A 25,989-nucleotide genomic window follows, 5' to 3' on the forward strand; every position below is an offset into this window, starting at 1 on the left:
CTAGCGGCCCTCGGGCACGCTTTCCGCGATCACCAAGCCCCGCAGCTCCTCCGCTCCGTCGTATCCCGGCGACACGAAGTCTAGTCGGTCCAGCAGGTCGATCGCGCGATCGCCCTTCCCCTGCTTCCAGAGGATTCCCGCCGCCGTGAACAGCATGTTCGGGTCGGAGGGGTGCATATCGAGATGACGGCCGAGCGCCGTCTCGGCCCGCCCGAGATCTCCGGATTCGACGCTCGCGCGCACGAGCTGGTCCAGCGCCGTGCTGTTTTCCGGGTCGATCTCGAGGGATCGCGTGAACAGGTCGAACGCCTCGCCCAGGCGCCCTTCCGAGACGCGGACCATCCCGAGGCCGCAGACCGCGGCGGCATCGTCCCGGTTCGCGGCGATGGCCTCCGAAAAAAGGAGGCCGGCACGGGCGGCGTCCCCGGCCATCAGTGCCAGCACGCCGAGACCCGTCATGCACCGGGATTCGCCGGGACAGGCCCGTCGGCCTTCCTCGTACACGTCACGCGCCTCGTCCATCCTTCCAAGGGCGGCCAGGCAGTCTCCGATGTCCGGCAGCACCGACGCATCGCCCGCCTTCATCAGCCCCAGGAGCGTGACCAGTGCATCGCCCGGTTTCCCGTCCCGTTTCGACTTCAGAGCCGCTTCCCGGGCGGGGTACTTGCCGGAAGCCGCGCGTGCGGCCCCCGCCGCGGCGTCTTCCGCCGCCATTTGCCTGACGGCTCGGAGCGCGTCCGTCGACAGCAGCTCCAGCCGCGTGGCCTGCGGATCGTAGAGCCGGAGCACTGCAGGATCGGCCAGGAAGCTTTGCCCTTTCTCGATGCCGTCGTACTGGACGTGCCAGCCGGCCGAACGCTCGGCCGCATTGAACCGGCCTTTCCGCTCCCGGAACACTTTCCGCTCCCCGTGCTGCTGGCTGCGGACCGGGTAGTGGCGGAGAATGAATTTCACGGGGAAAACCTTGCGCCCTTCGAACGCGATGTCGTGCCCCCCGCTCTCGACGATCCGGACCGGGGCGGCGGTTTTCTTCCAGGCCTTGATCTGACGCGTGTTGAACGACTCCGCGCGCTCGTAATACCGCAGCGCGTCCCGGACATCGGTGCCGGGAACGAACCGGTCGTCGGTCGGGCGGAAATTGAACAGCTCGAAGTCGATCGCGTTGCAGCCGAGGCGATCGACGTAGCGGATCGCCTCCGAAAGCGACAGCCCCTCCCAGGGAGATTCCCGGAATTCGTCGGCGTCGTGGTGGATGAACCAGTCGGCTTCCAGCGATGCCGCAAGCTGCTCCTTCCGGCGGAGGATGTGGCTCCATATGTATTCGCGCCGGTTCTCCTCGGGAAAGCCGGCGTCGCCCGGGAATTTCTCGATGTGCAGCAGCCCCCGGCCGAGCCACTTCGACGCCTTTTCGACCGTGTCGTCGGTCGACACGTGGTCGATAAGGTAGACTCCCACGCCTTGCCCGACCAGGTACCCGATGACGGGATCGATGATGTCGCCCTCGTTGTGGGCCGACAAGATCGCGACGACCCGGAAGCTGTTTCCTTTTTCCAATGGTTCCTCCCGCAAGCTGGATTCGTTCGAAGCATCTCCGGCGGACAGCGCCGAGGAAAGCCGGCGGCCGATCTCATCCATTGCCATCGAGACGCCTTCCGGCATCGCGAAGTCCCTTCCGGTCTTTCCGGTCCGGACGAGCAGGTCCCACTGCGCGGTTACCGCGCCCCAGGAAAAGCAGGCGCGCCAGTGGCCGTTTCCCGCGGCTCCAAGCTCCCGGCAGAGGCCGGGTTGCGCAGCGAGCGCCTCGATGACCGTCGGGAAGAGCGGCAGCGAAGCGATGACGCCACCCGCAAACTCGGAGGCGGCGCCGCATTCCGGCGTGGCGAGCCAAGGCGTCCCGTGGCTCATCGCCTCGATGAGCGTGACCGGGGACACCTCCCCCTTCGAGGGGAGCAGGAGGAGGTCGGCCGCCTTCATCGCCGACGCCGCCTCAGCCCGAGGGAGCCCCGGCAGCAGCGTCACCCGGGGATCGGAAGCCACGGCTTGGAGCACCTCGTCCACGAACGCGCGCTCCGGAGTCGGGTGCCCCACCAGGAATAGTCGCCAGTCGCCCGGCATCGATCTCAACGTTTTCAGCAACCCGGCCTGGTTCTTCACCGGCCACAGGTTGCCCACATGGACCATGAGGAACGTATCGCTCGGCACGTCGTACCGGTTCCGGAAATCCTGCATCCTCGACTCGGGCGTCGTCGCATTGGGCAGGTAGACCGTCCGGATACCTTCCTCGGCAAATAACCTGCAAGGAATTCCGCCCCGGGACAGCGATACCACCGCATCGGCCCGCCGGAGGAGATCGGCGAGGCGGCGGCGGAATTCCGCGTTGTCCCGCCACGTGCCGTACCCCTCTTCGTTGATGAGCGGCTGGATGATGATGCGCGTCTTTTTCGGGACACGCGTCCCTTCGAGTCCCCAAAGCACCCACGTCGTCGGATCGCCGAGCAGGATGCAGCCGTCGTACCCGCCCTCCTCGATCAGGCGGGACAGCCCCTCCGTCGCGGTCCAGCGCTGCTTGTCGGCATCGAAGGTTCGCGGGAGCGACAGGATGCGCATCCCGCGCAGCGTGTCGCTCGTCCGATTCGGAAGCGCGCCGGTGGCCACGTCGACGGAATGCCCGAGCCCGACGAGGTGCGCGCCGAGATCTTCCGCGATCACCTCGAGCCCGCCGACCATGGGCCAGAAGTAGTCGCAGGCGATCAGAAGGCGCAGGCCCGCCCGGTCCGCACCCTCGGGGGGTAGCGGGGCCCCCACCCCGTCGAGGATCTTCCGGGCGGACGAAACCGTTTCCGCGCCGTAGAGCTGCGGGTGGAGGACGACCATCTGCGCGAGAAGCCGTGGCCTCCGGTCGTTGTCCTCGAGCAGCCGCCCGCCGCCGTGCTTCCGGTACAGGAACAGCGGCTCGGGAACGAGCTGCCCTTTCCAGCCCTTGAGGCTCGCGTCGAGCCAGAAGTGCCAATCCTCGTACCCCACGTCGCTTCGGTAGCCGCCGACCTTTTCCCACAGCCGTTTCCGGAAGAGGGCGCAATACGGAAGGACGTTGTCGCCCGCCAGCACGTTCGTGTCGAAGGCGCCGCTCGGGTAGACGTCGTCCCGGTCGCCGAAGTGGCGAATGTGCGTATATGCCACTCCGATCTCGGGGTGGGCATCCAGCACGGCCACCGTCTTCCCGAGATAATCGGGCGCGATCCGGTCGTCCGCGTCCAGCGGGAGAATGTATTCGCCGCGCGCCACGCCGATTCCCCGGTTCCGCGCGCGTGCCGGGTGCCCCGAATTGGGCTGCTCGACCAGGCGGATCGACCGGTCTGGATTCTCCGCGATCAGCTCCCGGGCGACCGTCCGGCTCTCGTCGGTGCTCCCGTCGTCGACGATGACGATCTCCCACGACCGGTATGCCTGGGCGACGACGCTCTCGACGGCGCTGCGCAGGAAGCGGGCGTAGTTGTAGCAGGGGATGACGACGGAGACGCGGGGAATCCCGGCGGGTTCCCCGGTCGCGCACGACGCCCGGTCGGCGCGAGCCATGATCGCCTCCCGAAAAACGCCTTCGTACCCTTCCGCGGTCCGTTTCCAGGAGAAGCGCTCCGGCATAGAGCGGGCGGCGGCTCGGCCGGCTTTCTCGACCCAAGCCGGCGCCGAGAGGAGGGCATCGAGCGCGTGCGCCAGCGTCTCCTCATCGTTCGGCCGGTAGACGACGCCGGTCTCCCCGTCGATCACGGTCTCGGGGGCGCCACCGACGTCGGCGACGAGCGGGACGCACCCGCACGCCTGCGCCTCCAGGGAGACGAGGCTGAACGACTCGAACCGGGACGGGATCACGCAGATCGACGCGCGGGAATATTCCTCGGCGAGCGTCTCGGGAGATAGGATCCCGGTGAATTCGATTCGGGGGCACGCCGCCAGGATCGCCTCCCGATTTAAATATTCGGATGCACCCCACAGCGCAGCACCGCCGCACAGTCGAAGGGTCGCGAGAGGATGCCGGTCGGCCAGTCGGAGAAACGCACGGATCAGCAGGTCCGGGTTCTTGTCGGGAACGAGGGCGCCGACGAACAGGATGCGGCCGGGATCGCGGGGAATCTCGCGGGGGAAGAAAACCGTCTCGTCCACCCCGTTGTGGACCGTCCGCAGCTTGGCCGCGGGAACGCCGGCTTCGCGCAGGTTGTCGCGGACCGCCTCCGATACGCACACGACCCGGTCCGCCTCTTGCGCGAGCAGCGCACGCGCATCGGTTCCCGTCAGGAAGCCGATCTTCTGGTGGTGGAAGAGGACGACGCGGGCCGTCCGGGGAGGGACGTGCCGGTAGCTGCCGAGGTCGGGACCGGAGCAGAACGCGAGGATGTCGCACTCCTCGGAAAACTCGGGATAATCGCCGCGCGCCCAGGCGTCGTAAGGGAGATAGGCCACCCCGTCCCGATCGATCCGGCCCGAGCCGCCGGTGGCGCCGGCGATCGACACGCGGTGCCCGCGCACAGCCATGGCCCTGGCGGAGGCGCGGACCGCAGACTCGAGCCCTCCGCAGCTTCCCTCGGGGGGAATCGGCCCCGAGCTGGCGACGAACGTGACCGACAGCCGGTCGCTCCCCGGGGTGGTCGCAGGATCGTGGAAGGCACCTTCCTTCGCGCGGCCGCCGGCCGGCCGGGAAAGCGCTTTTTGCGCGGGCAGGAAGGGAAGCGGATACCAGAGGTGATCCTCCGTGATGCTTCCCCCCGCCAGGACCGTCTCCTGCAAGCGGTCGATCTTGCCGGTGACGAGGGCGTGCTTCCGGGCATGCGCCAGGAAAGTGTGCGCGCTGTCCGGCGCGCCTTTCAGGCAGGCCGCGACGGCCAGGCCGTACAGCGCCTCGACGCAGGCGGAATCCTCCTCGAGCGCCCAGGAGAAGCATTCGATTGCGAGGGGAAGATCCGTCTCTGCCCGCCCGCCCCACCAGGGAGGATAGTAGGCCAGCGCGCGCATTCCGAGGTCGGCGAGGCACGCTGCCCCCATCCGCGCCGAATCGATCGGGAGGACACCCCCGTAGATCGAGAGGACCGCTTCCTTCGAACGATATCGTTCGGAAAGGATCTTGTTCTCGCCGGCCATGACGTTATCCCGGGAGGAGATGGCGCCGGCATGCTCCAGGTAAAGTCCCAACGTTTCCGGCAAGTGGAACGCCTTCAGTCCCGCCCGGGCGAACTTCAGGTTGAAGTCGAAATCGCCGGCCGCCTTCAGGGAGCCGTCGAATAGTCCGATCGTCTCGTGGACCGAGCTCCGCCAGACCGACTGGGGGCCGAACTGGTAGTGAAGCAGGGATGCCGGCGGAAAGTAATCCGGGTAGAGAAAGAGCCTGGTTCCCGGATTCTGCTCGAAGGTCTCGTTCGGGATTTCGGATACGAGGCAATCGCCATAGACGAGGTCGAGGTCCGGCCTGTTTTCGAGAATATCGGCCAGCTTTTCGAGCGCATCGGGCCGATGCCGGTCGTCCGAGTTCGCATTGGAAAGATACCGGCCCGAAGCCAGGCCGATCGCCCGGTTCCACGCGGCATACAGCGTCTCCCGCTCGGTCCGGACATAGGTGATGTTCGCGTGACGTTCCTGCGCCTCCCGGACGATCCGCGCCTCGTCCTGCTCGGAGCCGCTGTCGACGATGACGATCTCCATCAGCCCTTTCCTGAAAAGGGTTTGCCGGGTCAGGTCCTCGATGCAGCCGATGATGAATTTCTCCGAGTTGTAGAGGGAGACGAGCGCCGAGAGGAGAAAACGGTGTCCGGCCAAGATCAGGTCCTTTCCTTTTTACCGAAGCAGGCCCAGTGCCACCGGCCATGCCCCGGAATCGTCACGCTTTCGATGGCATGGCGGAAGAGCCCGGTGTCCCGGATAAGCTCCTCTATCTCCGCCACGCTCCAACGGACCGAAGGCTCATACTTCCTGAGGTCCGCGTCGTGTGTCCCGTAATCGAGATCCGCGAACTGGCAGACGAAGAGTCCCCGGTCCGACAGTTTGCGTCCGAGGCCGGCGACGTAATCCTTCACGAGGTCCCGCGTGAGATGCTGGAACACGATGACGCTGAACGCGAAATCGATTCCGTCCGGGATCGCCTGCTTCCATTCGTCGGCCAGGACCGGCACGAAATTGCGGACATCGTGTTCCGACAGGAACTTCTCCGCTTTCCGCAGGATTCCGGGCGTGACGTCGATGCCATAGACGCGCTTGACCCGGGGGGCGATGGCCAGGGTATCCCGGCCGTATCCGCAACCGATGACCACGGCGGTCATCTCCCGGTCGAGATCGAGGAAAGGCGAGATCATCAGGTCCTCTCCGCCCGTTTCGACCAGCCCTCCGTAGCACGCGTGCCTCTCGAAATAATCGTCGTCCTGGATCGACTTCCAGTATTCCAGGTTGGACCGGATCGGCGCGGGAGATGCTTCCTGCGATGCATCGGAGCGATACCGGATCGGCGAGGGGGCCGGGAGAAGCGTCTTGTCCTTCGCGTGGATGAAAAGCTCCTGCTCGAATTCGAGCACGATCCCGGCCTCCTCGTGATACTTCTCGAGGTATTGCGCCGTCTTTTGTCCGGGGTGCTGGCGATAGCTCCCGAGAAGAGCATCGGCCGTGTGCAGTTGCGCGTGCCTGAAAAAACGCGTCCACAATTCGAGATCGCCGGCGTACTGCATGTCTCCCCGCAGGAAGCCGCCTGCCTCCTCCCACAGGGATCTACGCCAGAACGTCCCTTCCTGCTGGATGTAGGGATCGCGATATTGTTTCGCCAGGTATTTCCCCCGGCTCCAGGCGGGCAGGTGATCGTAGACCCAGGCCTGCCGCCCCTCCGCGTCGATCCCGTTCGGCCTGCCCATCAGCCAGCGCACCTCGGGGTGCTCGAGAAACGCAAGCGCCACGAACGCGAAGGCCCCCGGGCAGAGCCGGTCGTCGGAGTTGATCCAGGTCATGATCTCGCCGGTCGCCCGCTGGAGCCCCTCGTTGATCGCCCGGTACTGACCGCCGTCCTGAAGGCTTTGCCAGTGCGCCAGAAAAGCTCCATAACGCCGGATGATGTCGACGGAGCCGTCGGTGCTCCCGCCGTCCATGACGATGTACTCGAGGTTCGGATAGCGCTGGCCGAGGACGGACTCCAGCGTCTCCGCCAGGAAGGGGGCCTGGTTGAACGACGGGCTCACCACTGAGATCCGTGGATAGCGCGCGTCAAGCGCGACACGAAACCGCTTGTAGTGCTCCCAGCGCATCGACGGGTCGCGCGGAGCCCCCTCGGCCCCCTTTCTCCAGAAGAGGTTGCATGAGGAGGGCATGCCGTCGTCGTATTTCCATTCCACGGCAGGGGGCTTCCAGTAGTCTTCGAAGAACCTTCGGGAGATCACGTAGCGTTCCGGGTCCCGGGCCATCTCCTCGAGCGTGGTTCCCGGTGGATCCGCCATGCAGTTGGCGGCCATGAATTCCATGAACTCGTGCCCCCAGTTCCGGCCGCTCGAAAGCATGATGTCGAAGCAGTGCAGCGAGAATCCGCCGGGCTTGAGCACCCGGTCGATGTCGATGCAGATGTTTTTGTAAAGCTCCCGGTTCGCCTCGAGACCCGACGGGACATGCTCGAGCGTGGAAATGCTGAACACGAAATCGAAATATTCCTCGGGAAGCTCCGCGTTGAAATTCCCGATGTAGTCGGACACCAGCCGATAGCCGGAGGCTTCGACCGTCCGCGGGCCGTTGCCGACCCCCTCGAGCTTGTCGAGGTTCCAGCACTCGTACGCGTCCTTGAAATGGCGGAGGATGCGCGAGTTCCCGCCGCCGATGTCGAGGATCCTGGAACCCGGGGGGACATGCTCCTTGATGAAGGAGAACACCAGCAGATCCTGGTAGGCCTTCAGGTCGCAGTAGTCGGGATCGACCCGTTCTCCGAACAGCGCCAGGTCGGCCCCCCCGAAGCGGTCGAAGTGGCGCTGTTTCGCGTAATGGTAATCCCGGAATCCGCCGGGTTCCAGCCCGGCAGGAATGGCGTCCCGCAATGGGTGCGCGATCAATGCGGGCGCGACGGCGTCGAGCGCTGGATTATCGGAAGGAATCGTCCGGTCCCGTTCGATCGCCCGTTCGCACTCCGCCAGGTAATCGCCAACGAGCGCCTGCGAGCGCTGTCCCGCCCCGTACATCCGGAACCCGGCAATCCTCGCATCGACCGTGTGGAGGGGGGCGTGTCGCGTGAACCGGAGCCACAGCTCGTAGTCGCCGGCCTGCTTCCATGCGATGTCGAGGGCTCCCCCCGCCTTCTCCCATAGCCATCGGCGCCAGTAGGTCGCCTCCTGCATGACGAACAGGTGACGCCGCACGGTCGCCGGGTCGAGAAGGAGGGACCTGCTCCAGACCTGGGTCTCGAACCCGTATCCGCGAAGATTCCCCTCCGCGTCGAACCCCTCCCGCCGCCCGGTGAGAAAGGCGATGTCCGGACGGGCGGAAAAAACGTCCGCCAGGACCGACAGACCGCCGGGATGGTACTTGTCGTCCGAGTTCAGCCATCCCATGATTTCACCGCTGCTCCGCCGGAATCCTTCGTTCAGCGCCGCATAATGCCCACCGTCGGGACAGCTCTGCCAGTAGGCCAGGTGCCTGGCGTATTTCCTGATGATGTCGACCGAGCCGTCGGTGCTCCCGCCATCCATGATGATGTATTCGAGATTCGGGTAGCCCTGGCTCAGGATCGAGTCGATGCATTCCTCGAGGTATCCGGCCTGGTTGAAGGAGGGCGTGACGATCGAGATCCGCGGAAGCGTCCCCGCAGGCGAAGACCTCCGTACGGACCCGCCCGGTTGACGCCCCGGTTTATCGCCTTCCGGCTCGGCATAGATCGTCAGGTAGGCGGCGGCTTGAATCTCCGGAGCGCAGAAACGTTCCGCCTGCCTCCGGCAGGAGGCCGCCATCGCGCGCCCCTCGTTGCCCGAAAGCGTATCGAGAATCGCCCTCGCAAGGCAGGGGGCGTCTCCGGCGGTCGCCAGAAAGCCGGTCTCCCCCGGGACGACAAGGTCGGGAATGCCGCCGACCGCAAAACCGGCGACGGGAACGCCGCACGCCAGCGCCTCGGCCATCGTGTTCGGGAGGTTGTCCTCGAGCGAGGGCAGGACAAACGCATCCGCGAGGTTGTACACCTTGGCCAGCGCTTCCTCGTCCCCGATCGTCCCGAAGGCCATCTTTCCGAACCCCTCGGGGATATCTCCCTCGGGCAACGGGCCGAAGGAAGCGAGGACGATCCCTTCCCGCGCGGGCCGGGGAAAGCGGGAAAGGGCTTCGAGAAGGAGGGAATAACCTTTCCGGTGCGCAATATAGTCCGCCCCGAACAGGAGCACCTTGGCCCCTTTTGGAATTCCCGCTTCCCGGCGGGCCGCCGGGGACGGCAACGGGCGAAACACGTCGAGAGGCAAACCGTTCGGGACGACCGAAACCGGAAAGTTCCCCAGGAGGGCGCTCTTCCGCGCACAATCCGCCAGCCACCGACTGGGGGTCACGACATGGATGTCGAGATTCCGGTACCCTGCGGCTTTCGCCTCGAACACACGGCGGGAGAGATCCTGATCCCGATCCGACCCGAGCTGCGGGCAACAGCCGCATGACGTGCGATATCGCTCGCAGCCGCCCGAGTAATGGCACCCGCCGGTGAACGGGTTCATATCGTGCAACGTCCAGATGACCTTTTTCCCCGTTAGCTCCTGCCCCGCCCGCGCGTAGTCCAGCGTTCCCGCAACCCAGTGGAGGTTGACGATGCCCGCATCGCGGATCGCCGCCACCCGATCCAGCCGGACGCCGGTTTGCGCATCGCTGAACAGCTCGAGGCCGGACGGCCGCGAGGGATAGGCGGACAACGCCTCCCCCCAGGTGCGATACATTTCCTCCCAACGCCCGTCCGGGAGCACGGGGGATACGGCTTCCGGAAGGAGCCGGACGCCTGGGTCCTCCGACTTCCGGCAGGCGACCAGCATCTCCGAATCGGCTCCCGCTGACCGGAGCGCGGCATTGAGCCGGGCGGCCGCCTTCCCGGCGCCCCCGAAGTCCATGGTGGAAAGGTGGACGATCTTCGTCATCGCCGAGGTTTCCGGTAGGCCCGTACCGTGGAGTACACGCCGGGGATGATCGGGAGATGGGCCTGCGTCTGGGTCGGATCCGCCGGGCATAGCAGCGGCAGGTCGATCGGTTTCAAACCGTATTGTTGTTCCATGACTTCCACGCACGCGCGCCGGATTCCGGGCTCGGTTCCACCGTGATGAAAGAAGATGGCTTCCCGATTTTCGTCATCGAGAGGAGGAAGGAAGTCGTGGAAAAGAAGGAGCCCGTCCGCTGCGAGCAGCGGGTAATAGTCGAGAATGTCCCGCCTGACCCCTTCGTAGCCGTGGTCGCCATCGATAAAGATAAACTCGGGGAAGTTGCCGTCCTGCTCGAAAAGCTTCCGAAGCTCCGGAGCGGCGTCGAAGGAAAAGCAGGGGAGGTGCGTCACCTCGGACCCGATTTTCCGGAGCACTTCGGCAAGTTGCGGCCGCCCGCCCGGCTCCACACAAAAGCCCTGGAGCCCCTGCGAAACGCGCTTGAGTGCCTTGTAGGCCAGGAGCAGCGAGCCGCCCGCATACGACCCCACCTCCACGAAGCGCAAGGGATACGACTTCCTCGGCAACAGTTCGGTGGCGGCGTAATAAAGCTGGAATCGCTCGTTCCTGGACATTTGCCCTTCGATTCCCTTCGGGATCGGATCGTCCTCCAGGAAACGATGGACCAGCGTTTTCTGCAACACCGGGTTCACTTCGAAGCTGTTCGGTTTCACGAGCCAGATTCCCGTATCGTCGATGGGGTTGACCTCGAAAGTGTAGCCGCGGGCCGCTTCGAATTCGTGGAACGCCTTGCGGCACCCTTCCCAATATCCGTAGTCGTCAACCTGGAGCAACCCGCCGTCGACGATGCGATCATACAGGTTCGCCAGGATCGCCCGCGTCGATTCGTACCAGTCGCCGTCAAGGTGGAGCAGGGCAATCATTCCCACGCGGTCCCGAAATACAGGAAGCGTTTCCTCGAAGAAACCCTTGACGGTCCGGACAACGTCGCCTGCGCCCACCCGGGCGCAGACCTCCCGAACGCTCTCCTCCGGGGCGGAACAGGTGCCGGTTCCCCAACCGGTCTGGTCGGCGTCGACTCCGCCGTGCCGATCTTCCTCCGTGGGACTCGGCATCCCTGAAAAGGAATCGAACGAATAAAGGAAGCGCGGGATCCTGGAGTAGCGCTTGATGACATAGGCCAGCAGCGCGGAAGAGCCTCCGGCGGCGACACCGCACTCCACGAAGTTGCCCGGCAGATTCTTCTCGCAAACTTCCTTGGCCATGCGGAACAGGTTCCATAGACGCTCGACGCTCAACATCGTGTATGGGCGGATCACCCCGAGCAGTTCCCGGAACTCGCCTTCCCCCGCAATCGGTGAAACCGCCTCGGGGTGGCTTTTGAGCAGGGAGTCCAGATCGCCCTTCGCATCGAGGTTGTCGGGAAAATGGCGCAGCTCTTCGAGCAGCGCGTCGCGCGCCTCCCCCGTCCGGTTCATCCGGGTGAAGACGATGGCCCGGAGCTGGTCGAGACCCATGACCGGCTGGCGCAACGACTTGGCATGGATAAGGAGATCGAACGCCTTTGCGAGGTCGCCCTCCTCGATCGATTCGATCGCGTCCTGCATCATCCGGATCACGGGCAGGACGGCGGGTTCCGGCGCGGACGACCGCGCTTCCAGATGCTTCCGAACGATGGCGTCAAGGACCGCTGCGCGTGCCTCGATGCCGTATTCCCGAAGGCATCGTTCCTGCCCGCGACGCGCGATCGCCTCGCGCTCCTCCGGGTGGGCGAGGTAATAGCGAATTTTCTCGACGAGCTCCTTTCCGTCGCGGAACGTCTCGACCTCGACCCCCGGGGTGAAATAGGCGGAAAGGTTGTCGAAGTGTTCCGTCAGCAGGAAGACCCCTGCACCCGTCGCCTCGAAAATGCGCATGTTCGCAGTTTCCCGCCGGGCGAGATCGACCGTATTGCCGGAATTGTCGCGCGTTTCGAGGATGCCCCGGGCATCGATGACGATCTTCCCGGACCGCAGCGCCTGATGCATCGATACGCCGAATCGTCCTCCCAGGTTGAAGCGTGCGACATCCGGAGTGATGGTCTCGACCTGCCCGCTCAGGTAATAGCCGAGAGTGAAAGGCTTCCGCGGATCCGACGCAGCTTTCGCCACTTCCTGCAGGTAACGGTTCCGACCCGGATGCTGGTCGAGCGTCCACATGCCGCTGAATACAACGTCGAATTCGGGGCGTGAACCGGATATTTTCCCGTTGACCCACCCGGGGTATCCCGGAAAAAAGTGCTCGGCGGCCCGGGCCCCGATCTTCAGCGCCGTCTCCCGCAGTGCGGCGAGACTGGAAAGCATGACGTCGAACCCGGTCCAGTCGGTATCGGCAGGAATGTTGGCCGCCCGCCAACCGAGCACCAGAGAAGGCTTCCACGAAAGCGTCCGAAGGAAACGTCCATCGAACGTGATGGGGTCGGAAAGATAGAGCACGTCCGGCCTCAGCGTGTCGATCTGGTGCCGGACCACGTCGTGCACCCAGTCTTGCATGTCGGCGAGCGTGATCCGGTTCTCGTTGAGCCACTGCTGCTGAGACCACGGATTGTTTGCCACGATCAGTTCTGCGTCATACCCCAGATTGCCCATATAGGGCGCGAACATGTGGATCCCGCTGAAGCCGTCGGCGACCAACCGATCCATCTGCACCCGAAACGAGGCCTGGGCCAGATGCGGCTCGGATTCGTATAGCGCCTTGAGGTATTCGAGATAGAAGGTGTGGATCTGGAGAAACCTGAGGTTCGCCCCCCCGAGGGCCGGCGTCGCCGAAGGCGGAGGGGTTGCGGCGACGCCATCGGGCGTGTCGCCAAGCGCCAGGAGCGCCTCGGCGAGGTTCGCCGCTGCGGCCCGATTCCCGGGTTCGAACGCACACGCCTCGGACAGCGCCTCCTTCGCCTCGGCGTATCTTTCCCGCCGGTAGAGGATGGCTCCAAGCAGGTTCAGGACGTCGGCGCTCTTCCCGAACCGCTCGAGCATGAGGCGGCAGATCCGCTCGGAGTCATCGACGCGTTCCCCCTCGAAGAGCCACTCGGCCAGATCGAGGAGCGACTCGGACGACTTCCGGGGGCTTGCGAGCCAGGCGTCGATCCGCGCGGCGGCCGCTTCCGCGGAGACGGGTGCCGCCGCTTCGGCGTCGGCCCGGGCCGGTTCCGGCGCGGCTGCTGGAACGAAGATGGATGTCGGCCGCCCGAAGCGCCGGACCTCGTAGGCGAATTCCCCCTCCCACAGGAACATCGTGTTGACGACGGGCGCCTTGAGGTAGATCAGCGCCGAGAACGCCTTCTCGCGGTCGGTCTGCGGGGCGCCGTGCATCAGCTGGAGGATGTCGCACTGGAACGCCTCGACCTCGTCCTGGGTATACGGCGTGAAGATCAGCCTCCCGTCGAAAGACGCGACGTCCCATGCGTGGTTGGAGATCTGTGCGCTGTCGAGGAAGATGTCCTTCCCTTTCGTGGGCGTTTCGATGTAGCCGCGACGGGCTACCCGCATCAGCTCACGACACGCTTTTCCGGGATCGGAGGCGTGCTCCAGCACGTGGGAGCAGTAGACGAAGTCGAATTCCTTGTCGGCAAAGGGGATGTCTTCCACGCCGAACTCGTAGACCGGCTTCCCATCGACGTGCTTGAAAGGCGCCCCGGCCCGGCCGAATGCGTGGTCTTTCAGCGTCACGTCGGAGAGGTGCGTGGCGAGCGGAAAGGGAATGTGGCCGCTGCCGACGTCGAGGACCTTGTCGCCCGGGAGGATCCCGAAGTCGAAGGTCCGGGCCTGATACAGGTGGTAGCGGTCCCGTTGGGGTAGTTCCTTGTAACGGTCGTAAAGCTCCGCGAGGACGGAAACCGACCGGGGAGGAAAAGATGCCGCAAGCTGTTCGTACAGGTCGAACGCTTCGAGGAATGCACCTTCACGGAACTTCTGCTTCGCTAGAGAAAGGCCCGAAACCAGATCGGGATTCGCCATGCGGTATTTCGTGCGTCGACCGAAAGGGGAGCTGCCCATGCCGGTTCCTTTTTCCTGGTGTGACATCTTGACCTCTAGCTCAGGCAGACCAGCCGCGCTTCGGGCAGCAGCCGCTGCAACAAGGCGTCGGCGGTGAATTTGACCCCCCAGTTGGGGATCGCGTAAGGGCAATAGCCCGAACCGATCGGCCATGCCCCCGGCAACCCCCCGAGACGGTTTGCGTCATCCGGTGCGGTCATGTACTGCATCCGCTTGAGGTCGTCGATCAGCAACTCCGAGGCGTGGGCATGGGGGGATGATTCGTCCCGCCGGGCGCCACCGCGGAGGAACCACGCCAGCTGGGCATTCCCAGTGACGCACGACCACGCATCGGCCGAGCGCCAGTCCCTGTCGAAGGTTGCGGGCATCGTGACGAAACGCGATTTCCCCGCGGCCCGTTTCGCGTCGAGGTAGAAGCCGGCGATCCCGTCCGCCGCGTTCCGGAGCAACGTCCCGATCCGGTCATGATCGACGTCGGCATTGCCTAGCCGGAGGATTTCCTGGAGCCCGACCAACACGTAACCGATCAGGTGGGTCCACGGCTTCCCGGGCTCGGAAAGGCTGTTGGCGTCGACCCAGCCGTTGTCCCGCGACTGCGACAGGACCCATCGGACCGCGCGCTCCGCAGATATCCGATATCGGTCGTCGCCCGTCACCGCAAACAGTTCGAGAAGCGCCCAGGCCACGCGGCTCTTGTACGCGCGCGGTCCCTTGTAGGTGGAGCGGGTCCACTTGCCGTCGGGATCCTGGCAGGCGACGATCCAGTCGGCGGCGCGAAGCGCAGCGGTCAGGTATCGATCGTCCTGCGTCTCTTTGTATAGGGCGATCCATCCGAGCAGGACCTGTCCGGTATTGAAAACCCGCGGGCGCAGGCCGTAGACGCCCACCGGCTCGCCCGCACCGCCCTCGGGAGACTGGATCGCAACCTCCCAGTCGCCCATCGCGATCGCCCGCTTGAGGGCTTCGGCGCTGCCGGTCAGGTGATGGAAAGCGAGAAACGTCGGGATGATGTAGCCGGTGGTTTCGGGATAATCGACATCCCAGTGAAGGCTGTCCATGGAATAGACCGCCGAAACGCCGCCGCGCCCGTTGGCGTCCTGGGCGAGAGAAAGCCACCGGATGCAGGCGTCGAGATGCTCGCGATCGCCCAGGGCCTGCCCCGGTTCGCAGCCGAGCCGTTCGAGCGCTTTCCGCCGGGAAGGTAGCGGAGCCGTCTTGGCGGCATTCCCGGTGCGCTGTTGCTCGAGCGCCTCCGCCAACGCCTCGGACACTTCCTGATCGCCGGGTCTTGCCTGAAGGAACGCGGAAAGCAACGCGACCAGATCGTCGATCCGGCCCGCGTCGAGCAGGATGCCGGCGCACCTGGCCATCGATTCGCGATCTCCGGGGTCGATCGACAGCGCATTGAGAAGCTGTTGCCAGCCGCGTTCCGCATCGTCGCCGGCAAGGTAGCTTTCCGCCAGCCGCCGGGCAACGGCGGCCGCGTCATCGGATCCGGCCGTGCGTGCGCCCAGGGGCAGGTTGCCGCGGATCTCGCGGAGCAGCGACTCCGTCTCCGATAGCATGCCGGGGAGCAAGGGGGTTCCCTTGACCGCCTCGAGATAGAACATCTGCTCGGGGCGGTTGTCGATCGACTCGATGCCCGGGATCCGGCTTTCGAGGTACGACTTCTTCTCGATCCGCGCAAAACCGGCCTTCCGGAAGAGCACGGCCAGCGCGGGAAAATCGTAGACGTATTTGCAGTGGTTGTCGCCGGCCCGAAAGCCGTAGAAAAATTCGTTGAACTTGTCGGCGACGGTTTCGCCGGGGAAGCGGTCCCTCCCGTCGGGAAGCTTCTCGAAATAGAAGCCGCGGTCTTCGGACAGGTATCGCTCGGCGAGGACGTGCAGGTCCTGCGTCCCGAAGCGGGCGACGCCCCCGGGCCTGAGCACCCGGAACACGTCGTCGACGATCCGCTGCCCGCGCTCCCGCGTAAAATAGTTGATCGACGACATGCAGACGAGCGTGTCGACCTGCCCGTCATCGAACGGGAGAAGCTCCTTTTCCAGGTCCAGCACGACCTCGGAACCCGGGAACGCATCGATGTTGACGTAGCCATCCAGCCGGTAAGATCCGCTGCAAAGGTTGACCTTGATCGGGGGATTGCCGGGCACGGGGGCGTCGAGGAAGTAGCTCATGCAGTTCTCGACGCAGAAAGCGGGCGCATTCCCTGAAAGGACCGCCTCGCGAAAGCGCAGGTAGGCCGGGCTGTTCCAGATCTCCATCACGTCTTGCTCGAAGAGGTTGCCGAATCGGGTCCCTTTCCCGTAGTCGTGGCAGCAGGCGACCACCGACCCGTCGAGCAGCATCGTGAAAACGTTGCGGGCGTTTCCGCAATCGCGCATCGCGTTCCGAAGCGAGGGAAAGTCAGGGTAGCGGGGGCGCGTAAATTCGGGCAAGCCGGAACAGGCGAAATCCGAATCGCTCCGCCGGATGTACGGCGCCTTGAAGAACGGCGCGAGGCCCAACCCTTCACAGGTGCGGGCGAAGGCGTCCATTTCATGCCGGTTGTGGCGAAACACGATGAACTGCGGGTGCAGGCGAACCTTCCCTCCGTGCCTCTCGTTGGATGCGGCCAGCATCTCGAGCGCGCCCAGCGCTTTGCGGACATCGCCACCGACACGATAGCGCTCGTAGATTTCCTGCGATACGCCGTCGATGGAGACAAGAATCTCGGAGACGCCCGAACGGATCAGGTCGTCCGCCATCGTCGGCGTCATCGTCTGGCCGTTGGTGCTGATGTTGGTGGGAACGAAGGCCGAGGCGTAGCGCGTCATCTCGAGGATGGCCGGGTTCAGCATCGGCTCGCCCCACAGATGCAGGTACAAGAATTCCGCATAGGGCCGGATCTTGTCCGCGACGATCTTGAATCGCTCGAAGGAGAGGAACCCCTTCTTCCGGTCGATCATCCCGCCGCCGATGGCGCATTCCGGGCACTTCAGGTTGCACGCGAGAGAGGTTTCGAGGGCGAAGATCGCGGGCTTCAAGGGATCAAACCGATCGTTGGTCGATGCGATGTCCTTTCCTCCTCCCGCCTGCCATTCATGTGCCCCCCGGTTGACCTCTAATGTCCGCCCCTTTGGCAAATACAAGATCCGTGCCACACAACATAATAAAGATACTGCCCTGATTACGGGTAGTTATAGAAAACCGCCCGTCAATCGGACTTCTAATGTCAAACAAATGACATCCCATGGATATTCCCATGCAGGGGAGACAGGAAGGAGGACTACCTGGCGGCATCCAATCCCTATGAGAGCGAAATGAAGTCGGGCCCGCGAGAAGCCTGATTGGGATCATCAAGTTCTAGGACTCCCCCCGGAGCAGCGCCTCCGCCCATGCGGGTAACGGGAATAGTCCGTCGAGCGAGAGCCGGTTCAAATTGCCCAGCACCAGCTTCGCGTCCCCCAACTTGTTATTGTTGTAATAGGAAACCGCAAGCGCCAGATTCTCGTCGAAAAGTTCTCTTGCGCTGATTTTCTTGGTAAGGACCGCATAATATTCCGCATGCCATTCCTGCTCGCTGCGAGGAAGGCTATTGAAAATAATCTCGTTCCTCGCCGCCTGCTCCCGGATTCCGGCAACGTTCTCCGGCGTCCTCTGGATTTTATTGTAGACAAAGTGCAGATATTCCTTGACCTCGCAAGACTGGATGCCCGCCAAGTCGTCGACAATTCCGAAGCGCTCCGTTTTCAACAGGAACCTGAGGAGAGCGGGGGTGTAGGCGTTGATGTGTCCGTAAGAATAAAGGTGTTGCCATGCGCGGTCGGCATCGGCGATGGAATCCAGTGGAATCTCAATGACCTGAAACCGGGACACCCGCTTGATCTCCCGGAGAAGGATCCGTTCGAACTCGACATGTTCCAGGACATGGGAAAGGACCACCAGGTCGAAAGCGTCGTCGTCATACGGGAGGGCATACCCGTCAAATAGCGAAACCTTCCGGACCGACGCCAGATTCAAACTCTTGATGACATCGACGCCGGAAGGATCCACCTCCAGGGCATGGGCCTCTTCGCTGAACTTGAACGCGTCGAGCCATTTCAGGATGGCCCCGTCCCCGGCCCCCACCTCCAGGATCTTCCGGTGGGGAACGTTGTTCCTCTGGCTTAATAAAATGATATTCGCGGCCTTGGTCTTGGCCCCCAGAAGACGCCATTCCGTCGGGGCCTGATACATGTTTTCCTCGATCCGCGTTCTTGCATTGACGGATACCTCCCTTGTCAACATCGAACACCCCTCCGACGTGATTTGTCGCCAATACCGAACGTCGCCGCCCGCAGCGGCTTTTTTCTCAGGCGGAGATCGCGATCCCGGATCCGGAGCGCGGCGTCGCGTTCGCGCGAACGGCGAAGTGGAGGTAGACCAGGAGGATCAGGAAGTCGAAGACCGTGGACAATTGCGACGTGGCGTGGAACAGGTCGCGGAAAGCCGATGTCACGATAGCCGGCGTCGCCGCGAAGACCGTCAGCCGGAGCGCAGTCGTGTAATCGACCGGGGCGTGGATCCGGCGGGCATAGAGCAGGGCGATCACCGCGAAGAGCAGGACCTGCAGCGCCCGGTAGGCGAACGAGAGCAGCGCGACGACGGGAAAGTAGATCACGGTCATCCAGTTCCAGACCGCCGTGCGCCACCCGTCCAGCACCACCTCGTCGATGACGTTGTTGTCGAGCCCGCGCATCATGAAGACCTGCGTCTCTCGCGCATCCTTGCGCAGGATCATCCGGTCGGACATCAGCAGCAGAGACGCCTTCGTGTTGTCGAGCGACGTGGTCTGCCCGGACGTATCGAGGATCAGGAACGGCGTATTGTCGAGGGGATTGACGACGACGTGAGGCCCGGGGGGGTCGATATAGGCCCGCCCGCCCGAAATGCGCACGGGGGGAATCTGGCGGATGATGCCGGGCAGCTCGCTCCCGAAATAGTCGGAGATGACCTGGTAGCCGCCCACCATGCCGGGGATCGCGCACAGCGAGACCAGGAAGAACAGGTAGCCGAACCAGCTTCCGGTCAACTCGCGGCCCACTTCGCGGTAGAAGGGAGCGGAATAGAAAGACAGGTAGATCGGGCGCAGCGCGGCCCGCCACTTCGACATCGTTTCTCCTTGGCCGGGGCAATCGTCCCGGTCTCCGACCGATTATACCGCAAGGGGTCGAATCGATCCGCCTAAAGGGCTGATACAATCAGGGACTTATGGAACCGTTTCTCCTCCAGGGGCTTCACGTCGACCTCGCCCGGATGACGGCATCCGCCGAAGGATTGCCGGAGGGCGAATCCGCCCGCTGGCTCGGCGGGCGCGGGCTCGGCGTGCGCTTCCTCCTCCCGCATTCGACCCGGGCGTGGGACGACCCGGCGCTGCCGCTCGTCTTCGCGGTCGGCCCGTTGACCGCGGCCGGCCTGGCCGCCTGCGGCCGAACCTACGTTACCTCCCGGTCGCCGCTGACCGGCACCCTCTTCACCGAGGATGCCGGCGGCGATTTCGGTGCGCAGCTTCGCCGCTGCGGTCTACTTTACCTGCGCATCACCGGCAGGTCGGCGACGCCGTGCCGCCTGACGATCGACGAGGGACGCGCCACGCTCGAGCCCGACGCGTGGCGCCCCGGGTCCGGCGACCCCGCCGAAGGGTGGGACGGCCGGGTGGCGTCGGTCGGCGCTGCCGCGATGTCCGGCGTCCGCTTTGCCTCGATCGTCTTCGATGCGCCCTGGGCCGCCGACCGAGGGGGGCTCGGCCTCGTCATGGCTTCGCGAAACCTGCTGCGCATCCGCGTGCGCGGAAGCGTTCCGCCAACGGTCGCCGATCCCGGGGGCCTGGCGCAGGCGCGCGAGCAGGCGCTGCGGCTGATCCACGCGGCCCCGGCGCTCTGCGGCCCCTGCGGCATCTCGCGGTACGGCACGGCCACCCTGTTCGACCTCGCCGCATCCCGCCGGATGCTCCCGACGCGCAACTTCCGGGCGACGGCGTTCGAGGGGGCCGGGGCGCTCTCCGCCACGGCGTTCGCGCACGGGACCGGCGCCGCGTGCGACGGCTGCCCGGTCGCCTGCGGCAGGGTCGACCCCGCCGGGACGCCTTTCCCCTCCTTCTCCGCCCTGACCCACCTCGGCCCGCTCGTCGGGAACGGCGATCCCTCGACGGCTGTCGCGGCCAACGCCTTCTGTCGCGAGGCCGGGCTCGACCCGGTCACCGCCGGCGCCACGATCGCCGCTTTTTGCGAGATTCGCCGCGGCGATCTTGTCGAAGGGGAGCTTCAGGCGCTTCTACGATCGATCGTCGCGCGTGACGGCGCAAGCGACACGCTGGCGGAAGGATCGCGCCGGGCGTCGGAGCGGCTCGGGATGCCGTCCGCATCGATGGCGGTCAAGGGGCTCGAGCTGCCCGGCTTCGACCCGCGCGGCGCGCTCGGCACGGCGCTGTCCTACGCCGTCTCGACGCGGGGCGGAGACGAGGCGCACGCCATGGCCTACGTCCACGAGGTGCTGCGCAAGCCGGTGGCGACCGACCGCTTCTCGCTCGACGGGAAAGCGCGCATCGTCAAGACTTCGGAAGACCTCTACGCGGCGGCCGATGCGCTCGGCATCTGCCGCTTCGCCTTCTTCGGCGCGTCGCTCGAGGAATATTCGGGGGCGTTCCGGTCGATCACCGGCCTCGCATCCGGCCAGTCGGCGCTGCTGGAAGCCGGCGAGCGGATCGCGGCCGCCGAGCGGCTTTTCAACGAGCAATCGGGATTCGCGTTCTCCGACGACGTGCTGCCCGCCCGCTTCCACGATGCGCCCGGCACTCCCGGCGACGGGATCTTTACCCCCCCGATCGACCGTGCGGCATTTTCGGAGGCGCTCGGGCACTATGCCGCCCTGCGCGGGATCGGCGTCGACGGACGTTTGCTTCCCGAGACGATCGCGCGACTCGGCCTGACGGAGGAGGCGCGACCATGAACGGGACCGGGCAGATCGACGTTGTCCTCGACCGGCTGCTTCGCCACGGCCTGATCGCCAAAGCCGACGACGCCTCGCTCTACGTGGCCGACGAGGTCGTCCGCGGCTCCCAGGGGACGGCCAACCCTTGGGTCGTCTCTTTCCTCGGCAGCACGGGGCTCTCCGCGCTCGCGTTCGCACGCCCGGCGTCGCCCTTTCAGGACATCCTGCGGGAGCTGACGCGAAGCCGGCCTCCCGTCATCACCCCCGAGGACGGGGAGACCGTCCTCTTTCTGCACGATATCCCCGTGGTGCGCGCCGGCGACGCCGCGGGACTCGAACGCGCCCTCGTCTCCCGGAAAGGCTGCCTGATCCGCGGCACCGGTCCCGACAGCGACGACGTGTCGATCGCGGCCGGCGGTGCCCTGACGCTCGAGCAGGCGTTTGTGTCGATCAGCTCGATCTGCTTCTCGACTTCCGTGAAATACCTGCGCGATGCTCTGGCCGGGCCCACGGGGAACTTCCGCGCCATCCTCGACCGGATGGCGCCGCTGGACGCGCCCGAATCGCTGCCGCCGTTGGGCACCGGATCTCCAGCGGAGGTCCGCGCCGCCCTCGCCGCCTGCGGGCGCACCACCGTCGAGGCGAGGCTGGTCGATTCGTATTTCGGGAATTTGTCTTTCAGCGACGGGAAGACGCTCTACATCTCGCAGACCGGCAGCTCGCTCGACGCGCTCGAGGGCTGCATCGACCCCGTGCCCCTCGACGGAGGGTCGACCGCGGGGCTCACCGCCTCGTCCGAGACGGGCGCCCACATAGCGATCGTCCGCGATGCCGGCGCACGGGCCGTGCTCCACGGGCATCCACGCTTCTCGGTCGTCCTCTCGATGTTCTGCGCCGAAAAGGCGGGGTGCCCCCCCGGCACGCGCTGCGCCCGCGACTGCCCGGTCACCCGCTTCGCCGTCGAAGGCGTGCCGATCGTCCCGGGGGAAGTCGGTATGGGGCCCTTCGGGCTCGTCCGCACCGTCCCTCCCGCCATTGCGAGGCACGGCGCGGCGATCGTCCATGGACACGGCACCTTCGTCGGCGCCTCGACGCTGTCGGACGCCTTCGAACGCCTGCGCCGGATCGAGATCGACTGCTACCGGCATTACCGCGAACTGGCCGGCGCCTGACGCCGACGTCCGGCGCGCCCGATCAGATCGACTCGAACGCCCTCCCGACCAGCGCCTGCGCCTCTTCCTGGATCCGGCGCAGGTGCGCCTCCCCCAGGAAGCTCTCGGCGTAGATCTTGTAGACCGGTTCCGTTCCCGAGGGGCGCGCGGCAAACCAGCCGTTCTTCGTGACCACCTTCAACCCGCCGATGGCCCCGCCGTTCCCCGGTGCGTGCGAAAGGACCGCCTCGATCCGCTCCCCCGCCAGTTCCTTCGCCGCAACTTTCCCGGGCGACAGCATCTTGAGCGCTTTCTTCTGCCCGACCGTCGCAGGGGCATCGATCCGCGCGTAGAAGGGAGTGCCGAACTCGGCAGTGAGCAGTTGATATGCCTCGCCCGGGTCGCGCCCGGTCCGGGCCGTCATCTCGGCGGCCAGCAGGCAGAGCAGGATGCCGTCCTTGTCCGTGGACCACGCCGTCCCGTCGAACCGCAGGAACGACGCGCCCGCCGACTCCTCCCCCCCGAAGCCGAACGACCCGTCGATCAGCCCCTGCACGAACCACTTGAAACCGACCGGGACCTCGCAAAGGGGACGCGGCAACGACGCGGCCACCCTGTCGATCATCGCGCTGCTGACCACCGTCTTGCCGATGGCCGCATCCGCGCGCCAGAGCGGACGATTCGGGAAGAGGTAGGCGATCGCCGCCGACAGGTAATGGTTAGGGTTGAGAAGGCCGGCGCTGCGGGTGACGATCCCGTGCCGGTCGGCGTCCGGGTCGTTGGCGAATGCGATGTCGAACCGATCCCGAAGCGCGACGAGGCCTGCCATGGCGTGCGGGGAGGAGCAGTCCATCCGGATCTTCCCGTCCCAGTCGGGCGGCATGAAACGGAACGTGGGATCGACGGCGCGGTTGACCACCTCGATGTCGAGCCCATAGCGGTCGGCGATCGGGTCCCAGCAGCCCACGCCCGCCCCGCCCAACGGGTCGACGCCGATCTTGAGCTTTGCCGACCGGATCGCGTCGACATCGATCACGCTGGGAAGATCGGCCACGTAATCGCCGATATAGTCGTGCGGGCGGGTCGACCCGGCGCGCAGCGCCGCTGCGTGCGTCATGCGCCGGACCTCCCGCAATCCGTCCGTGAGGATCGCGTTGGCCCGCGTCTCGATCGCGCCGGTTACCGCCGTGTCGGCCGGGCCGCCGTCCGGCGGGTTGTACTTGAACCCGCCGTCCTCCGGCGGATTGTGGGAGGGGGTCACGATGATCCCGTCGGCGAAGCCGCGCTCCCGCAGCCGGTTCCAGCAAAGGATCGCGTGGGAGACGAGCGGCGTCGGCGTGTAGCCGCCGCCGGCGTCGATCCGGACCTCGATGCCGTTGGCCGCCAGTACCTCGAGCGCGGTGACCGTCGCGGGCTCAGAAAGAGCGTGAGTATCCCGGCCGAGGAAAAGCGGCCCGTCGATCCCCGCTCCCGCGCGGTATTCGCAGATCGCCTGCGTCATGGCCAGGACGTGCGCTTCGTTAAAGGAGTCGCGCAGGGACGACCCGCGGTGGCCTGAGGTCCCGAAGGAGACGCGCTGGGCCGGCACGGCCGGGTCGGGGCGCCCCGTGAAGAATCGCGTGACGAGCTTCGGGATGTCGGCCGGCTTCGGCTCGCCAGCGGGCGTTCCGGCGTTCGGGTGTTTTCCGTCCATGATCTGCCCTCCGGTTTCCTCCGCACAGTATACCTGCGCCGGGCGACGGATCGAGGCCCGATTCCATGCACCCGCCGGACTTCGGGAGGCATCGAAAAAGGATGGGAAGCAGGAGGGGGGCTTGAAATGAAGCGGCGCAAATTTCTGGCAGGGCTCGCGGCCATCGCGGGCGCAGCGATCGTTTCCCGCCTCGGCTCGTCCGGCATTGGGAGGCTTTTCGAGGCGGGTTCTGCTCCGGCGCACGCCGGGGTGGGCGGACCGGTCCGGGTCTGGTCGACCGACCGGAAGGGGTACGTCATGACCGAAAGGATCGTCAAGAGCGAGGCGGATTGGCGGAAGCAGCTCACGCCGGAGCAATTCGAAGTGACACGGAAGAAGGGGACGGAACGGGCGTACACGGGCGCGACCTGGAACAACCACGCCAAGGGCGTCTACCGGTGCGTCTGCTGCGGGAACGACCTCTACGGCTCCGATGCGAAATACGAATCGGGAACGGGCTGGCCCAGTTTCCGGAAGCCGATCGCTCCGGAAAACATCCGGACCGAGAGCGATTTCAGCTTTTTCTCGCGGCGGACCGAGGTGCTCTGCGCCCGCTGCGACGCCCACCTCGGGCATGTGTTCGAGGACGGCCCGCCCCCCACGGGGCTCCGCTACTGCATGAACTCGTCGGCGATGACGTTCGTCCCGGAGAAGTGACCGGGGAGCGGTTTCAGACCTTGAACTCGGTCAGCGACCGGAAGGCGTTGAGGCGGCCCGAGATGTCTTCTTGGGTCAGCGACTGCAGCCGCTCGGTGCTGAACGCCTCGACTGTGAACGAGGCGATCGCGCTGCCGTACATGGTGGCGAGCCGATAGTCCATCTCGCCGAGTTCCCGCCCCTGGCAGGACGCCAGGTAGCCCATGAAGCCACCGGCGAAACTGTCGCCGGCGCCGGTCGGATCGAAGATCGTCTCGAGCGGATAGGCCGGCGCCGCGAACATCCGGTTGTCGGAGATGTGAAGGACGCCGTACTCGCCGCGCTTGATGACGACGCGGCCGGGTCCCCACTGCATGATCTTCCGGGCGGCCTTGATCAGGTTGTATTCGCCGGTCAGCTCGCGGATCTCCCCCTCGTTGATGACGATGATGTCGACCTTCGCGATGACCTGCTTCAGCTCGGGCAACGCGCTTTCGATCCAGTAGTTCATCGTATCGAGCGCGATCAGCTTCGGGGCGCGGACCTGCGCGAGGATGTCGAGCTGGATGGACGGGGCGATGTTTCCCAGGAAGATGTAGGGCGTGTCCCGGTAACTTTCCGGCAGCACCGGGGCGAAATCGCTGAACACGTTGAGGTCGGTCCTGACCGTGTGCGCGGTGTTCAGGTCGAAGTCGTAGTACCCCTGCCAGTGGAACGTCTCGCCCGGCGCGATCTTCACGCCCGACGTGTCGATCCGTCGGGACGCCAGCAGGTCGAGCGTGGCTTTCGGAAAATCGCTGCCGACCACCGAGACCATCCGGACCGGCGCCAAGTAGCTTGCGGCCAGCGAGAAATAGGTTGCGGATCCGCCGACCACCCGCTCGACCTCCCCGAACGGCGACTTGATGCTGTCGAACGCCATCGACCCCACGACCAGAAGGCTCATCCCGTTTATCCCCTTATCGACGAATTGTTTGTTGGGTCAAAAACCTTGCCGGTCGCCCGGCACGAACCACGATAGCACCCATCCCACGAGGCTGAGCATCACGGAGCCGACGATCGCGCCGAGCGCGCCGTGGACGTGGAACCCGGTCACGACCACGGAGACGAGCCAGAGCATGAAGCCGTTGACCACGAGCATGAACAGCCCCAGCGTGATCAGCGTGACCGGCAGCGTAAGCAGCACGATCAGCGGCTTGACGAGCGCGTTCGCCAGCCCCAGGACGAACGCCGCGGCCACCGCGGCCATCACGCTGTCGGCCGAGATCAGCCCCGGGGCGAGATAGGCCACCAGCAGGATCGCGACCGCGTTGATTCCCATCCTGACGATGAAAGGCATGGCGTTCCCCTTTCCCCTGGCT

12 protein-coding genes are annotated in these 25,989 nt (G+C 65.3%); 3 read left to right on the top strand and 9 right to left on the bottom strand.

What is annotated here, in order from left to right; translation table 11 throughout:
- From VGK27_07965 to VGK27_07990, 6 genes are all read right to left on the bottom strand, one after another.
- Window positions 1-5,805, bottom strand: coding sequence for a glycosyltransferase (locus VGK27_07965; GenBank protein HEY3490041.1), 5,805 nt, complete (start codon window positions 5,803-5,805; stop codon window positions 1-3).
- Between the two features lie 2 nt (window positions 5,806-5,807).
- Window positions 5,808-10,106: a glycosyltransferase gene (locus VGK27_07970; protein ID HEY3490042.1), complete on the bottom strand. Its 4,299-nt coding sequence runs from the start codon at window positions 10,104-10,106 to the stop codon at window positions 5,808-5,810.
- Window positions 10,103-14,185, bottom strand: a complete 4,083-nt coding sequence (locus VGK27_07975; GenBank protein ID HEY3490043.1) for a TylF/MycF/NovP-related O-methyltransferase — start codon at window positions 14,183-14,185, stop codon at window positions 10,103-10,105. The genes VGK27_07970 and VGK27_07975 overlap by 4 nt, the downstream gene beginning before the upstream one ends.
- Window positions 14,186-14,193: 8 nt before the next feature.
- Window positions 14,194-17,184, bottom strand: coding sequence for a radical SAM protein (locus tag VGK27_07980; GenBank protein HEY3490044.1), 2,991 nt, complete (start codon window positions 17,182-17,184; stop codon window positions 14,194-14,196).
- A gap of 319 nt (window positions 17,185-17,503) precedes the next feature.
- Window positions 17,504-18,427 (bottom strand): class I SAM-dependent methyltransferase, encoded by a 924-nt coding sequence (locus VGK27_07985; protein ID HEY3490045.1) that lies wholly within the window; start codon window positions 18,425-18,427, stop codon window positions 17,504-17,506.
- Between the two features lie 64 nt (window positions 18,428-18,491).
- Window positions 18,492-19,292 (bottom strand): DUF1189 family protein, encoded by an 801-nt coding sequence (locus tag VGK27_07990; GenBank protein ID HEY3490046.1) that lies wholly within the window; start codon window positions 19,290-19,292, stop codon window positions 18,492-18,494.
- A 98-nt stretch (window positions 19,293-19,390) separates the two neighbouring features.
- Here VGK27_07990 and VGK27_07995 point away from each other — a divergent pair, with 98 nt between their 5' ends.
- Together VGK27_07995 and VGK27_08000 are read left to right on the top strand one after the other, a co-directional pair.
- Entirely contained in the window at window positions 19,391-21,127 is a 1,737-nt protein-coding gene (locus tag VGK27_07995; GenBank protein HEY3490047.1) for an aldehyde ferredoxin oxidoreductase C-terminal domain-containing protein, read from the top strand.
- A complete protein-coding gene (locus VGK27_08000; protein HEY3490048.1) occupies window positions 21,124-22,281 on the top strand; it encodes a class II aldolase/adducin family protein in 1,158 nt (385 codons plus the stop codon). The genes VGK27_07995 and VGK27_08000 overlap by 4 nt, the downstream gene beginning before the upstream one ends.
- Before the next feature lie 22 nt (window positions 22,282-22,303).
- On the opposite strand, the gene pgm is transcribed toward VGK27_08000, so the two are convergent.
- Entirely contained in the window at window positions 22,304-23,953 is a 1,650-nt protein-coding gene (pgm, locus tag VGK27_08005) for a phosphoglucomutase (alpha-D-glucose-1,6-bisphosphate-dependent) (GenBank protein HEY3490049.1), read from the bottom strand.
- A gap of 126 nt (window positions 23,954-24,079) precedes the next feature.
- Between pgm and msrB the strand changes: the two genes are divergently transcribed.
- Window positions 24,080-24,649 carry a peptide-methionine (R)-S-oxide reductase MsrB gene (gene msrB, locus VGK27_08010; protein ID HEY3490050.1) on the top strand — a complete coding sequence of 190 codons (570 nt, stop codon included), beginning with the start codon at window positions 24,080-24,082 and terminating at the stop codon, window positions 24,647-24,649.
- Window positions 24,650-24,662: 13 nt separating this feature from the next.
- On the opposite strand, the gene VGK27_08015 is transcribed toward msrB, so the two are convergent.
- The gene (locus tag VGK27_08015) at window positions 24,663-25,574 is read right to left on the bottom strand and encodes a PfkB family carbohydrate kinase (protein HEY3490051.1); all 912 of its coding nucleotides are present in this window, start codon (window positions 25,572-25,574) and stop codon (window positions 24,663-24,665) included.
- 36 nt (window positions 25,575-25,610) lie between these two features.
- Window positions 25,611-25,967, bottom strand: a complete 357-nt coding sequence (locus VGK27_08020) for a phage holin family protein (protein ID HEY3490052.1) — start codon at window positions 25,965-25,967, stop codon at window positions 25,611-25,613.
- Window positions 25,968-25,989 lie beyond the last annotated feature (22 nt).

The organism is Candidatus Deferrimicrobiaceae bacterium (assembly GCA_036504035.1).
Lineage (GTDB): Bacteria > Desulfobacterota > Deferrimicrobia > Deferrimicrobiales > Deferrimicrobiaceae > JANXPS01.

Excerpts from the sequence above, each read along its gene's own strand:
- VGK27_07970 (HEY3490042.1), bottom strand. The coding sequence starts at position 10,106 with ATGACGAAGATCGTCCACCTTTCCACCATGGACTTCGGGGGCGCCGGG.
- VGK27_07975 (HEY3490043.1), bottom strand. The coding sequence starts at position 14,185 with ATGTCACACCAGGAAAAAGGAACCGGCATGGGCAGCTCCCCTTTCGGT.
- VGK27_07985 (HEY3490045.1), bottom strand. The coding sequence starts at position 18,427 with ATGTTGACAAGGGAGGTATCCGTCAATGCAAGAACGCGGATCGAGGAA.
- VGK27_07990 (HEY3490046.1), bottom strand. The coding sequence starts at position 19,292 with ATGTCGAAGTGGCGGGCCGCGCTGCGCCCGATCTACCTGTCTTTCTAT.
- VGK27_07995 (HEY3490047.1), top strand. The coding sequence starts at position 19,391 with ATGGAACCGTTTCTCCTCCAGGGGCTTCACGTCGACCTCGCCCGGATG.
- VGK27_08000 (HEY3490048.1), top strand. The coding sequence starts at position 21,124 with ATGAACGGGACCGGGCAGATCGACGTTGTCCTCGACCGGCTGCTTCGC.
- pgm (HEY3490049.1), bottom strand. The coding sequence starts at position 23,953 with ATGGACGGAAAACACCCGAACGCCGGAACGCCCGCTGGCGAGCCGAAG.
- msrB (HEY3490050.1), top strand. The coding sequence starts at position 24,080 with ATGAAGCGGCGCAAATTTCTGGCAGGGCTCGCGGCCATCGCGGGCGCA.
- VGK27_08015 (HEY3490051.1), bottom strand. The coding sequence starts at position 25,574 with ATGAGCCTTCTGGTCGTGGGGTCGATGGCGTTCGACAGCATCAAGTCG.
- VGK27_08020 (HEY3490052.1), bottom strand. The coding sequence starts at position 25,967 with ATGCCTTTCATCGTCAGGATGGGAATCAACGCGGTCGCGATCCTGCTG.